The sequence below is a fragment of the Micromonospora sp. NPDC047740 genome (assembly GCF_043204735.1).
GTDB lineage: Bacteria > Actinomycetota > Actinomycetes > Mycobacteriales > Micromonosporaceae > Micromonospora.
Genome location: NZ_JBIDCT010000026.1, coordinates 12,334 through 24,245, shown reverse-complemented (window position 1 = coordinate 24,245; position 11,912 = coordinate 12,334). Strand labels below are relative to the sequence as shown.

The 11,912-nt window shown below is 67.4% G+C and carries 13 protein-coding genes; 4 read left to right on the top strand and 9 right to left on the bottom strand.

Annotation, left to right across the window (positions count from 1 at the left end; all coding sequences use genetic code 11):
- Nucleotides 1–40 precede the first annotated feature (40 nt).
- Nucleotides 41–1,267, bottom strand: coding sequence for an RNA polymerase sigma factor (locus tag ACGF4F_RS33280; RefSeq protein WP_393083907.1), 1,227 nt, complete (start codon nt 1,265–1,267; stop codon nt 41–43).
- Between the two features lie 43 nt (nt 1,268–1,310).
- Entirely contained in the window at nt 1,311–1,682 is a 372-nt protein-coding gene (locus ACGF4F_RS33275; protein ID WP_393083904.1) for a YciI family protein, read from the bottom strand.
- 476 nt (nt 1,683–2,158) lie between these two features.
- On the opposite strand from ACGF4F_RS33275, the gene ACGF4F_RS33270 reads away from it, so the two are divergent.
- Nucleotides 2,159–2,842, top strand: coding sequence for a DUF1062 domain-containing protein (locus ACGF4F_RS33270; protein WP_393083901.1), 684 nt, complete (start codon nt 2,159–2,161; stop codon nt 2,840–2,842).
- A 404-nt stretch (nt 2,843–3,246) separates the two neighbouring features.
- Here ACGF4F_RS33270 and ACGF4F_RS33265 read toward each other — a convergent pair whose 3' ends face one another.
- From ACGF4F_RS33265 to ACGF4F_RS33255, 3 genes are all read right to left on the bottom strand, one after another.
- Nucleotides 3,247–3,921: a cytidylate kinase family protein gene (locus ACGF4F_RS33265; protein ID WP_393083898.1), complete on the bottom strand. Its 675-nt coding sequence runs from the start codon at nt 3,919–3,921 to the stop codon at nt 3,247–3,249.
- 269 nt (nt 3,922–4,190) lie between these two features.
- Nucleotides 4,191–4,736 carry a dihydrofolate reductase family protein gene (locus ACGF4F_RS33260; protein ID WP_393083895.1) on the bottom strand — a complete coding sequence of 182 codons (546 nt, stop codon included), beginning with the start codon at nt 4,734–4,736 and terminating at the stop codon, nt 4,191–4,193.
- Nucleotides 4,733–5,224: an NUDIX domain-containing protein gene (locus ACGF4F_RS33255; protein WP_393083892.1), complete on the bottom strand. Its 492-nt coding sequence runs from the start codon at nt 5,222–5,224 to the stop codon at nt 4,733–4,735. The genes ACGF4F_RS33260 and ACGF4F_RS33255 overlap by 4 nt, the downstream gene beginning before the upstream one ends.
- Before the next feature lie 366 nt (nt 5,225–5,590).
- On the opposite strand from ACGF4F_RS33255, the gene ACGF4F_RS33250 reads away from it, so the two are divergent.
- The gene (locus ACGF4F_RS33250; RefSeq protein WP_393083889.1) at nt 5,591–6,589 is read left to right on the top strand and encodes a hypothetical protein; all 999 of its coding nucleotides are present in this window, start codon (nt 5,591–5,593) and stop codon (nt 6,587–6,589) included.
- 73 nt (nt 6,590–6,662) lie between these two features.
- Here the strand turns inward: ACGF4F_RS33250 and ACGF4F_RS33245 are convergent, their stop codons facing one another.
- Entirely contained in the window at nt 6,663–7,334 is a 672-nt protein-coding gene (locus tag ACGF4F_RS33245) for an alpha/beta fold hydrolase (RefSeq protein WP_393083886.1), read from the bottom strand.
- A gap of 46 nt (nt 7,335–7,380) precedes the next feature.
- Between ACGF4F_RS33245 and ACGF4F_RS33240 the strand changes: the two genes are divergently transcribed.
- The gene (locus ACGF4F_RS33240) at nt 7,381–8,031 is read left to right on the top strand and encodes a winged helix-turn-helix transcriptional regulator (RefSeq protein WP_393083883.1); all 651 of its coding nucleotides are present in this window, start codon (nt 7,381–7,383) and stop codon (nt 8,029–8,031) included.
- A 107-nt stretch (nt 8,032–8,138) separates the two neighbouring features.
- On the opposite strand, the gene ACGF4F_RS33235 is transcribed toward ACGF4F_RS33240, so the two are convergent.
- Nucleotides 8,139–8,657: a polyketide cyclase gene (locus ACGF4F_RS33235; RefSeq protein WP_393083880.1), complete on the bottom strand. Its 519-nt coding sequence runs from the start codon at nt 8,655–8,657 to the stop codon at nt 8,139–8,141.
- A 143-nt stretch (nt 8,658–8,800) separates the two neighbouring features.
- On the bottom strand, nt 8,801–9,187 hold the full coding sequence (locus ACGF4F_RS33230) for a DUF6086 family protein (protein ID WP_393084001.1): 387 nt from the start codon (nt 9,185–9,187) through the stop codon (nt 8,801–8,803).
- A 165-nt stretch (nt 9,188–9,352) separates the two neighbouring features.
- Between ACGF4F_RS33230 and ACGF4F_RS33225 the strand changes: the two genes are divergently transcribed.
- On the top strand, nt 9,353–9,745 hold the full coding sequence (locus ACGF4F_RS33225; RefSeq protein ID WP_357443724.1) for a hypothetical protein: 393 nt from the start codon (nt 9,353–9,355) through the stop codon (nt 9,743–9,745).
- Nucleotides 9,746–10,488: 743 nt separating this feature from the next.
- Here ACGF4F_RS33225 and ACGF4F_RS33220 read toward each other — a convergent pair.
- Nucleotides 10,489–11,784, bottom strand: coding sequence for an asparaginase (locus tag ACGF4F_RS33220; RefSeq protein WP_393083877.1), 1,296 nt, complete (start codon nt 11,782–11,784; stop codon nt 10,489–10,491).
- Nucleotides 11,785–11,912 lie beyond the last annotated feature (128 nt).

The window sequence follows — 11,912 nt, the reverse complement described above, 5'->3', positions numbered from 1 at the left end:
GCGAGATACGTGCAGCCGGCCGGGGGCCGAGCCGGAGAAGTCAGCCCAGCGTGGCCGCCTTGCGCAGCAGCACCGAGCGTTCGCGCTGGTTGGCGCACAGCCGGGCCGCCAGCTCCAGCTCGGCGCGCGCTTCCCGTCGCCGTCCGAGCCGGGCCAGCAGCTCACCGCGTACGGTCGGAACCAGATGCGAACCGGGGAGCCGGTCCGAGGCGATCAGCTCGTCCACGATGGCCAGGGCTTGCGCCGGGCCCGAGGCCATGGCAACGGCGACGGCCCGGTTGAGCTCGACCACCGGCGAGGGTGCGACCCGGCCGAGTGCCTCGTAGAGCACGACGATCCGGTCCCAGTCGGTTGCCTCGACCGAGGGCGCCGACGCGTGGGTGGCGGCGATCGCGGCCTGCAGGCCGTAGGGGCCGAGGCCGCGAGGCGATGCCCTGGCCAGCGCGGCCAGCCCACGGCAGATCGCCGAGACGTCCCACCGCCGCCGGTCCTGGTCCTCGAGCAGGATCGGCGAGCCGTCCAGGCCCGCCCGGGCCGGGAAACGCGCGGCCGTCAGCTCGCACAACGCGAGCAGGCCGTGCACCTCCGGCTCGGCCGGTTGCAGCGCGGCCAGCGTGCGGGCCAGCCGGATCGCCTCGTACGCGACGTCGGGGCGCAGCAGCCGGTCGCCCGACGTGGCCGTCGACCCCTCGGTGAAGATCACGTAGATGACGCTGAGCACGCCGCCCAGCCGTTCCCGGCGCTCGTCGGCCGGCGGCAGTTCGAACGGCACCCCGGCCGCCGCGATCGTCTTCTTGCCCCGGGTGATCCGGGCCTGCACGGTCGGCACGGATACGAGGAACGCGCGGGCGATCTCCTCGCTGGACAGGCCGCCGACCACGCGCAGTGTCAGCGCCACCCGGGCCTCGGGGGAGAGCACCGGGTGGCAGCTGATGAACATCAACGCAAGCACGTCGTCATCGATCCTGTCGGGATCGATTTCCTCGTCAACCGCTGAATTGACCGCCAAGTCGGCCGCCACCAGGGCGTATCGGTCCTGCAGAGCGGCCCGGCGGCGGATAGCGTCGATCGCCCGCCGCCGGGCCGTGGCCATCAGCCAGCCGGCCGGATTCGCCGGAGAGGCGAGCGGCCACGACACCAACGCCTCGGCCACCGCCTCCTGGGCCGCGTCCTCAGCCAGCCCGAAATCGCCGGTGAACCGGGTCAGCGCGGCGACGATCCGCGCCGACTCGATCCGCCAGACGGCCTCGACATCGGCCGTACCCATCAGATCTGGCCGTTGCTCTCGCGCCTGGCCCCATCCTTGACGATCACTCGCGGACCTGCGGGACCTCGTCGCTCCCCGGCACCCGCCGGACCTCGATCTTGGACCCGCGGGCCGCCGGGACCCGCTTGGCCCACTCGACCGCCTCCTGTTTCGAGGCGACGTCGAGCAGGAAGAAGCCCCCGAACAGTTCCTTGGTCTCGCCGTACGGCCCGTCCGTGACCACCGGGACCTCGCCGCTGAAGTCGACCACGACGCCCTGGCCCGGATCGTCCAGCCCTTCCGCCGCGAGGAGAACGCCGGCCTTGATCATCTCCTCGATGAACTGGCGGGTCGTGGCCATCATCTCGTCGATGTTGCTCATCATGGCCGCGTTCGACTCGTCGGTGCCCCGCATGATCAGCAGGTACTTCGGCATCGCGTTCTCCTCGTCCGGCGGGGCCGCCTCTCGGCCCTCGCACCCTAACGTCGAACGAGTGGCCCGCGGATCGACACGGCCCCGGAGAAATCTCTCGCCGCGACGCAGCCGACCCCGCCGATCCCCGGTTTCGCCCGTCAGAGCGGTCCCTGAGCGATGGCTGATGCGGACGCTTTGTTGATCAGACTTATCGTCGCATCTTTGCAAGGCGGCGACGCTCAGGCGATCGGGGCGTGGTCGACGCCCAGCTCGCCGAGCCCACCCCTCGGTGTTCGGCGCCAGGACAAAATGGGTGGCCTTGCCAGCCTGTCCCGCCCTACCTTGTAACTGGATCTTCTTCTCCGATCCACTCACGAGAGGACTTCACCCCGCGTGACGCCGCCTGCTCTTTAGACCCGACACCTTCCCCGTGCATCGGTCGCCGACGTTGCCGTCGGTTCTTTTCCCATGCCTACCGTCAGGTCTTCAGAGAGATCATGTCTACGCGTCCTCACCTCATGCTGTCCTGGGCCCTTCGGCCCACGCGCCTTCCCCTGCTCGCGTTCCGCTGCGTCCACCGCCATTCCGGCCTCGCCGCCACCGGCGACAGGAAGCTCCGCGTCAATGCCAACGGCAAACTCCTCGACATCTGGCGCCCGGTCGCCTGCGTTTCCTGCGACCGCACCAGTAAGATCACCGTTCACGATCGCGTCCCGGTCAGGTACCTGGATCCGATCCTTCGGGAGGGCTACTCCGGCAACTCCTCCACCCTCATCGCCCGCGTCCTTTCCGACCCGCTGACCGCCCGGCGCAACCGATTCGCCCTGGGCTCATGCTGGGAACTGCTCGCCCCGTCCCCTCCCGAAAGCCCCTGGCCCCTCCAGGTTTCGGTCATCTTCGACGACCCCGTGCCACTTCGCCCCGAACGGCTCATCGCCGAAGCGGCTGGGCATCAGCCGCGGGGAGATCGCTCCCTGCGTCAAGATCGGCATTCCGCTGAACCGCAGGACCCACAGCGACTTCTCGTACGCCCTGCAATGAGCCGCCGCCGTGGGCCTGAGCTGGGGCGAGAGGGAAGGTGGCCTTGCCCCGGACTACATCACGCGGCCGTCCGCGCGCGGGCGCTCATGACCGGGCCCGAACGAAGATCAGGGCCGGCCCGATACCGGCGACGAAGGTGAACACCCCGACTCCATCATCGACCCTGACGGGGTCGGGCCACGTAACGGCCACGCTGCTGGCCGCCGCGGGCATCGGCCTCCTGGCCGCCACGGCCCGCAGCCGGTCCAGCGTCCACCCAGCCCCCGTAGCGTGAAAGACGACCAAGCCGCGAACCCGGAGGGTGCCCGCTCCTACAAGACACGAGCCGGCAGCACATACCAGAACGCCCGCCAGCCGCCGAGCCGCCGATGGGCGGTTCGGCGGGTCCGGCACAACCGACAGGAGGACCAGCACCGACTCATCCCCACGTCGCCTCCGCACTCCGGCGCAGTCGCCTGGTGCGCCGGGTAGCCGCGATCCGAGCGTTACGGATCGTGACCGCTTGCGCCCGGAGGAACGTCCGGACATGCCGAATTGAGTGCGGTCAGCGTGTTTGGGTCTCCCAGACCGGCTGCTGGGGCTCGTCGTTGTGCACGATGATGTCGACGTGATCGGTCGGGCGGACCGTAGCGAAGTAGAACTGTTGGGAGGGGATGTAACGCTCGCGCCAGCGCCGTTCGACTTCGGCCCGAGATGACACCCGGCGCTCTCGGATCACGGCACGATCCACGGTCTTCTCGAGCGCGGTCGAGACGAAGATGCGCAGGTCCCACCGGTCAATCAGTTCCGGGCGCATGAGGAAGACGCCGTCGAAGACCAGCACGGCGTCGGCGGGGGCAGTCGTGAACGGCGGGGACAGCGCGGCATCCGCTGTGCGATCGTAGACCGCGTGTTGGAAGCGTCGATCTCCGCCCGGGCCGAGCGGATCGAGCAGAACCCGGTTCAGGGCGTCGTAGTCGTGGGTGTCGAGGTAGCAGCCTTCGGCCGAGTACTCGCCGCGCGGATAGCGCTGTGCCCGGGGGAAGAGGAAATCGTCGATCGTCGCGCGGATGACGTCGCGGCCCTGTGCGCGCAAGACGACGGCCAGCTCGTCGGCGAGCGTGGTTTTGCCTGCGGCGGGCGGTCCGTCGATGGCAACTCGCGTCGGATGTGTGACTGTGACGGACCCGACTGCCTCAACCAGGCGGCCGAGCATCTCGTCGCGGGTGCCTTGGTCCATGTCCTGCCCCGTCCTACCCGCTCGGGCCGACACCCGCGGGAAACCCGATGACCGTTTCCTGGACCCGCGTTCCTTCTGGAAGTTTGCGTCGAACCGCGCTCAGTTGATCCTCAGCCATGACCGAACAATTGTCAGCCGTCTCGCGTCGACCGGCATACGCGGATCAAAGGGCAGCAGGACGCGGCCCGGACGACATCCTCATCTGCCGCTGAGCGTGCGCGGATCTGCCCATGACAGCGCGTCCGGGCGTTGCGCTGGCAGATGGCCGCTCAGCGCCGCTTGTAGACCAGGCGAACCTTGCCGTCCTGAACCGCGTAGTCCGTGAGCCTCAGTTCGAGTGTCGGACGTTCACCGGGGAAGAGCTGCCGTCCGCTGCCCAGCAAGACCGGAACGATCCCGACGGTCAGCATGTCGACTGCGTCGGCTGCAAGGAATGACTCAACCAACAACCCGCCTCCGAAGAGGAAGCAGTGATGCCCCTGGTCTCGCGCTGCCCTGACCACCTCCACCACTCCATTACCAACAAAGTCGACTCCCTCCTCCTTCTTCTCGAGAACCGATCGCGTCAAGGTCGCAACGATGACCTTCTTGCCGAGAGCCACGTAATCCTGGTGCTGTCCCTGGTCATAGCAGCGGCGACCCATTACGACGATGTCGACACCGTCAAGGAACTCATCAAACGGCAGTTGATGGTCGGTATCGAGCGTTGGGCTCGCCACCGGAACTATCCAGTCGTAGCCGCCCTGGTCATCGGCGATGTAGCCGTCAAGACTCATGGCCAACCGTAAGCTGATTTGCCCCGATGATGCGCTCATGCCCGCGAGTGTAGTGACGAGCAGCGATGGACCTCCGGACCGCTCGGCGATGCGACTGTCCGTGCTTCGTCGCGACGAGGCAGCCGGCCAAGCTCAGGCAGAGAACGAACCAATGCCGCCAAGTCGCCATGCACGAGGGGAAGGCCGCCCAGCTCGCTGATCTCGACCCATGCGATGTCGTCATGCTCGTCAGGTGCACGGTTGGTGGGAGAGCCAACCCAGTCTCCAATTTGCCAGACGCCCACGTGAACGGCATCCTCACCACTGCCGGCATGCAAGACGCCCAACCGTGACGCGGACTCCGCCACGATGCGAACACCGAGCTCCTCGTGCATCTCACGCGCGAGGGCTTGTAGTTCCGACTCACCCGCTTCGACTTGCCCCCCGGGCAGGTCCCAGAGATCTGGGTATGCCCGGCGGGTCGGGCTGCGGTGCACTAGCAGGACCGCGCCGTTGTCAACGAGTGCACCTGTGACGACGACATGCATGACGGGATTAGAGCACAGGGATAGGACAAGCTCGCTCCAGCCAAAGAGGGCAGACGTCCGGATCTGGCCGCCGACCGGGCGTCACGCAGCGTGGCGGTGACGGTGGCTGCTCGCCGTGCGGAACTGCCGATGAGCGGATGCCGTGTCCGCGCCTGAGGGGGTGATGGGCACCCGATGCCTTGGGGCGTAGCAGCCAGTAGCGGGAACCCGGGCATCTCGCTCTTACGGAGGTGGAATGTGTGGTCGCGCTAAACAGCAATCACAAAGATCTGATGGGATGACCAGCAAGTTCAGTGACGGCTCCGTCCTGTCAGCGCGGCATGGTTGGATGCAGACCGGCGATCAGGAGTGAGAATCATGACATGCGTGACCCCACCGCGTCCGTTGGATGTGGTCTCGTTGTTTCCGGGGCTGGCAGAGATGGCCAGGACTGCCACCCGCCTTCATCCCCGCCCGGGAAACCCGACCGTGCATGACAGCTCGGTGGGCGGGCCTTTGCTGTGGCCGGTAGGCGAGGCCTGGCCGACATGCGTCGACGAGCACGAGCCGTGCGAGTTGACGACGCTGGAGGATGTCCGCACGCGTCGAGGCATCCTCGCCGCGGCGTGGCAACGGCCCAGGCCGCCCGGAACGAATCTGCTCACTCCCGATGAGAAGACGGTCGTAGACCGCATAGATGCCGGTTACGACTCGGCGCTGCTGCCGAGGGAGCCGCTGCCGCTCATCCCGCTGGCGCAGCTCTACGCCCGGGACGTCCCTGATCTGCCCTGTCCCGATGGCGCAGACATGCTTCAGGTGCTGTGGTGCCCGTTCGACGAAATCATGGATGCGCGGTCGGCGGTACACCTACGGTGGCGGCAGTCCACAAGCGTGCGAAACCTGCTGAAGCACCCGCCCGAGCCGGCCTTCATCGGCCAGGACTATTACGTGCCGGAACCTTGCGTTCTGTATCCAGAGCAGGTCATCGAGTATCCGGCTTATCACGAGCTGGATGACGAACTGGCGGAACGCATCATTTCCCGAGATAGGGAACTCCTCCAGTCACCGGACGAGAAGCAACCGGGTTACAGGAGTGATCTGTCCATCGCTCCCGGCTGGAAGGTCGGTGGCTGGTCCGCCTTCTTTACCTTTCGGAGCCCTGCGGGCCCTGATGAGCTCCGGTGCTGCGGCGCTCCGCTGGAACCCCTACTCACCATCCCCAGCGACGAATGGGACGGCGACAGCCGCAGCTGGCGTCCCATCACTGACGAGGACGAGTTGGTCGACCACACCCCGACCCAGGTGGAAATCGGTCGTGGCTACACACTCCAGGTCTACCGGTGCACCGCCTCGCAGGAGCACCCACCGGTCACCATCATGCAGTAACTGAGGATGCACGCCGCGAGTCGGGCGGGTCCGACGGCACGACCGGACCTGCCGATGAGCGGATGCTGTGACGTCATCGTTCCAATGCGGCGGTCAATGCCTCGGGCTGGCTGAGGGCCACCAGATGGCCGCCGGGCAGGGTCTTGGGCGTGACGCCAAGGCGATGCTGGGCTGTCCGGATCTGGAACTCAACCGGGAACAGTCGGTCCTCGCGGCTGCTTAGGACCTCGGTTGGTACGTCCGGCCACACGTCCAGCGGCCAGGGCTGCGCGAACGGCGTTCCTGACTGCGGTGGCTCACCGGCCATGGCCTCCTTGGTGATGTCCTCTGGTACGTCGTGGAAGAAGTACACCAGCGGATCGAAGGGCCCGTCCGGGGAACGGCCCTCGCGCAGGTCGCACTCACGGCGGGCCTGGTCCTGGCCGGTGTTGGTCCACCAATCCTGGCCGGTCTCACCGGGCGCCGGGATCATCGCGTTGACCAGGACCAGGCGTGAGACCGGCAGCCGACTACAGACCAGCGGCGCGGTCAGGCCGCCCATCGACTGGGCCACTACCACCAGGTCTTTCCGTTGACCTGCCGCGTTAACCACCGTATCTGCGTACTCCTGCAGTCCCGCGCTGTCGTCTCCGGCTGGCAGGTCGACGGCGATCGCTTCGTGACCCCGCTGACGCAGTCCGGGGACCACGCGGTGCCAGTACCAGGCGGCGCCGCCGGCGCCAGGGATCAGAATGAATGTCGCCACGGTGCGAATCTAGCACCGCGCAGTGTGATAGCGATACGCTGAGCGAGTGGCGCGAGCATATGACGATCCCTGCGGTCTGGCCCGTGCGCTCAACCTGGTCGGCGACCGGTGGGCGTTGTTGGTCGTCCGCGAGTTGCTGCTCGGGCCAAAGCGCTTCACCGACTTGCGGCGCGGCCTGCCCGGCGTTAGCCAGAGCATGCTCACCTCCCGACTTGTCGAGTTGGAGGAGGCGCAGGTGATACGCCGGCGGCGTCTCGGCCCGCCGACGAGCGCTTGGGCCTACCAGCTGACCGAATGGGGACGGGAACTCGAGCCCGCTCTGCTGCAGCTGGCCAGGTGGGGCAGTCGGAGCCCGCTGGCTTCGTCAGCAGAGCTGAGCGTTGACGCGCTGGCCCTCGCGATGAAGACCACCTTCGACCCGACCGCGGCGCGCGACTTTAGCGTGCGATGTCAGGTCCGTCTCGACGGCGACATCCTGCTCGTCACCGTCGACAACGGACGGCTCGACGTGGCGCGCGCTGACGGTGCCGATCCCGAGCTGGTGATCGAAACCAGCGTCACCGTGTTCCGCTCGCTCACCTTCGGTGGCGCGCCACTGCATGCCGCCGACGTCACCATCCGAGGTGACGGCGAAGTCGCCGCCCGCCTGCTTCGGCTGTTCAAACGCCCGGCGTCGTTTGCCGGATCTGACGGCTGACGAGCTCCAGCACACACGCTCATGCCGCGCTCCGAGCGTCACGTAACGTGAGCGTGGACGGCACGCCGGCAGGCGCCCGGAACTGCCAATGAGCGCGTGCCTGATCTTCAGCCGGTGGCCGTGCCCTGGTGCTGGCGGCGCTCGGCAAGTCGCTTCAGGTTCAGCAACTGCCGTCGAGCCATCGCCAGGTCACCGACGGACAGCCCAAGGGCAGCCCAGCGGGCCGTCTGCATGACGACCTTGAGCAGCAAGCGTGTCGTGTTCTGCTCCTCGGGCACAAGGACGTAGGACATGAAGGCACCCATGATGGTGCCCGTCAGCTGTTTGCCGGGGTCGACCGAGACGATCCTGCCCCATTTCCGTCCGCCAGCAGTGGTGAATGCTTCTCCGACTCGAGGCTCGGGTAGGCCCACCAGCTGTCGAGGTGAGCGGTGGCCGAGGTTGTCAATCCAGTCATAGGAGTACGGCGCAATCCTCACTTGGGCAACCCACGGCCACACCGCTGCGGCGGGCGCCTCAACCCGCACCCCCCGCCACGCCTGTAGCACGGGTGAGGAGACGAAGTCGTCGCACGGATAGGAGCGCAATATCTCACTGTTAGTCACGCCCCACCGGTCGCCGATCATGCACCCATCTTCCACCATGTCGGCGCCCCGACGTCCGGAGCCGGGATCCGCACGGCACGCACGGTGACGGCGACGCTTGCTGCTCGCCGTCCAGAACAGCGATTAGCGTGCGTTTGAGGCGCCATGCAGTCAGGTGTGTCGTGTCAGCGTGGCATGGCGGGGGCCAGCGCGTCGGCAAGTTCCCGCAGGCGGACTGGGTCGCCCAGTGCGCCGATTCCGCCGGGGCCCACCGAGATATCCCGTGGGTCCAGCGTGGCAGGTGCGTGCAGGGCAGGCACAGCGCGGCCAGCACGGTCGACGAGAACGAGCGCGGTGGCGAGGAAGCCCTCCAGCAAAGACCTCAGAATCGCGTGGCTGGAGGACAGGTATTGCTCGACCAGGGCGTCAACGAAGCCGACAAAGACGTCCAGATCAACTTCGTAGTCGTCGGCGTCCATCGCACCGATTCCGGTTGGCGTGGCCGCCAGCGGGGCGACTGCCTCACTGGTGCGGACGAAGAGCTCCGCCACGCGGTTGGACGGGTTCCACAGGACCAGGTGCCCACCTGGAAGTACTGACTCACCGAAGCATGATCACTGACCGGTGCCAGTCAGCCAAGACCGCGTCCGCGACTCTCATGCCGCCGGCCGCGCCGTTGGCGTCGACCTGCCGTGCGGACAGGCGGATATCCGTAAGGCGTCTGGCACCATGGTCCCGTGCAGCGAGATCCGCCTGGGCCATCGACCTCGGTGCTGGCGGGGGCCGACGTGGTGCTCGTAGGGCTGTTCTCCGCGAAGGATAAGGAGTTCGGCGCGAAGCTCGATCTGCTGGCGGCTTCGGTGAAGGCACATGGCGGGCGGGTAGTGAGCCGGCACGTCCAGCGGCGGGGTGTCTCGCACGGCGGTGCGGCCAAGATGAGCGCACCGTTCTCTCGACGGACGCTGATCAGCCCCGGCAAAGCGCGTGAAATCGCGCAAGCGTGCCGGGCCGCGGAGGTCGGGGTTGCGGTCTTCGCCAACCCGCTGACGAAACACCAACGAGCTGTCCTCGGCGACATGTTCGGGTGCCTCGTGATCAGCGGCGAGGACCTTGTTGCCCCCGGCCGATGAGCGTCCGGACATGCCGCGGAGGTGGCGCGCCAGGCTTGGAGTCACCGTCACGTGGAGCTGTTCCTATGCCCGGGTCGGCCGGGAGGTAGGTCCCGGTTTGTGCATGCCGGATGATCGTGGCGTGGAGTACCTTGAGCTGTCACCGTACGACTACCTCGGCTTTCCGCTGCCGACGCGGGCCGTCGGGGTGGCTGGGGCGCCGTTACGGGGTGCAGGGCGCCGACATGGCGCCGATGACCGGTGCCGAGATGGAGCGGCTCGAGGGAAAGTTCACTCCGGCTGCCTCGCTGGTCAATGGCACCTCCGCATGCAGGCCATGCGTGGTGGAGGTCCGAGGCAACCTCAGCTCGCTTTTGGACGGCTACCAGTAGCGCTGTGACAGCAACGGTGCTGGACGTCCACAGACCGGCGAGGACAGCGGCAGGCGAAGAACCAGGGATCCGAGTCGGATGCGGACGGCCCTGGACGGAATCGCCGAGGCTGGGGATCAGATGGCCGTACGAACATGGCGACGGTCATCGCGGGCAGACGGGTGGTCGCTGCTCACGTCGAGTGCGACGCGTGACCGCGCGCAACGTCGTGATCTTCGGAACCTCAGCTCAAGGCCATGGCATGGGTGTTGGCATACTTCACGCCGTATCGCGCCTGATCAAGGCCGGCGTCGGTCGCTGAGCCGTGTCGCCCCCGGCTGGCGATCAGGGCGGGACAGGGGGCCGGCACCGCGCTGTGCCGGCCTCCGAACGTCAGTTCTGCGGATTGCCGGGGGGAGCGGTGTTCCATTCCGGGTTGCCGAGCGATTCGACCAGTTGGCGGACCTTCACCGCGTCCCCGGGGGCGGCCGCCAGGCTCAGCATCAACAGCAGCCGGGCCTTCTGCGGCAGCAGGTCGTCGCCGTCGAAGATCGGGGCGGTGCTGCTGCCGCCACTGATCGAGCCGGAGCCGACCCGGCTGGTGCTGACGAAGAAGACGCCCTTGGCGATCGCCCCGGACCGGGCGGCGGACTGGGCAGAGGAGATGCCACCGGCTCCCGTACCCGCGGTCACGATGCCCTTGACCCCTGCGTCGGCGAACGCGGTGATCGCCTCACCGCCGGCCTGCTGGTAGTTGTAGACCACCTCGACCCGGGGCAGCGACTCCACCTTGACGTCGCTCAGCCTGAAAGGGGTCAGCCAGCGGTTCTTCTGATCGCAGTCGGCGACCCGGGACGGCGCCCGCCCGACCTTGATCTCCGAGCCGTCGATCCAGCCGAGTACGCCCAGCTCACGGGTCTGGAAGGTGTCCATCCGGGTGGTGTTGGACTTGGTCACGTCCCGCGCCGTGTGGAACTCGTCGTTGAGCATCAGCACGGTGCCGTAGCAGTACGTGGACTGGCTGGCGGCCAGGACGATCGAGTTGTAGAGGTTCGCGGGGCCGTCCGCGCCGATCACCTGCGGCCCGTCAACCGTGCCGGCCGCCCACGGGCGCATCGCCCCCGTCATCACCACCGGCTTACGGCTCTGCACGGTCAGGTCCAGCCAGTACGCGAACTCCTCCATGGTGTCCGTCCCGCTGGTGACCACCACCGCGTCTGAGGTTTGCAGCGCCTGCTCCACGGCGAGGGTGAGGGCGTGGAACTCGGCGATGGTGTAGCCGCCGGAACCCTTGTTGCCGAACTGCACGGTGGACACCTCGGCGACCTCGCCGATCTCGGGTTGGAGTTGGGCGACCATCCGGTCGATCGGAATCTGGCCGGCTCGGTAGTTGGTGAAGCTGCTCCGGGAGGTGGCGACGCCGGCGATCGTGCCGCCGGTGCCGATCACGGTCACCTTGGGCTTCTTCGTCTTGGCCTGGGCGACCGCTGTCTGGTAAGCGACGCTCTGGATTTCTGTGGCGGCGATGACACCGCCGGTGGCGGCGCCGGACGGCGGGCCGTCCGGCTCGTCGACGCCGGTCGATGTGATCGCGAGTACGGCCGCTGCCGCCAGCGCGGCGGTGACGACCGGGGCGGTCAGGGTGGCAATCCGTCGGGCTGGCAGAAGCCGGCGTTGGTCGAGGGACAAGGCAATCTCCGTAAAGGTCGGGGGCGGGGGAAGTGCCTCGGATCTTGCGGGCCGCTGCTTTCGTCGGCGTTACACCGGCATTTCTCGATACTGTCGGACGCAGTGGTGAATGCCACTCTGAACTGCGT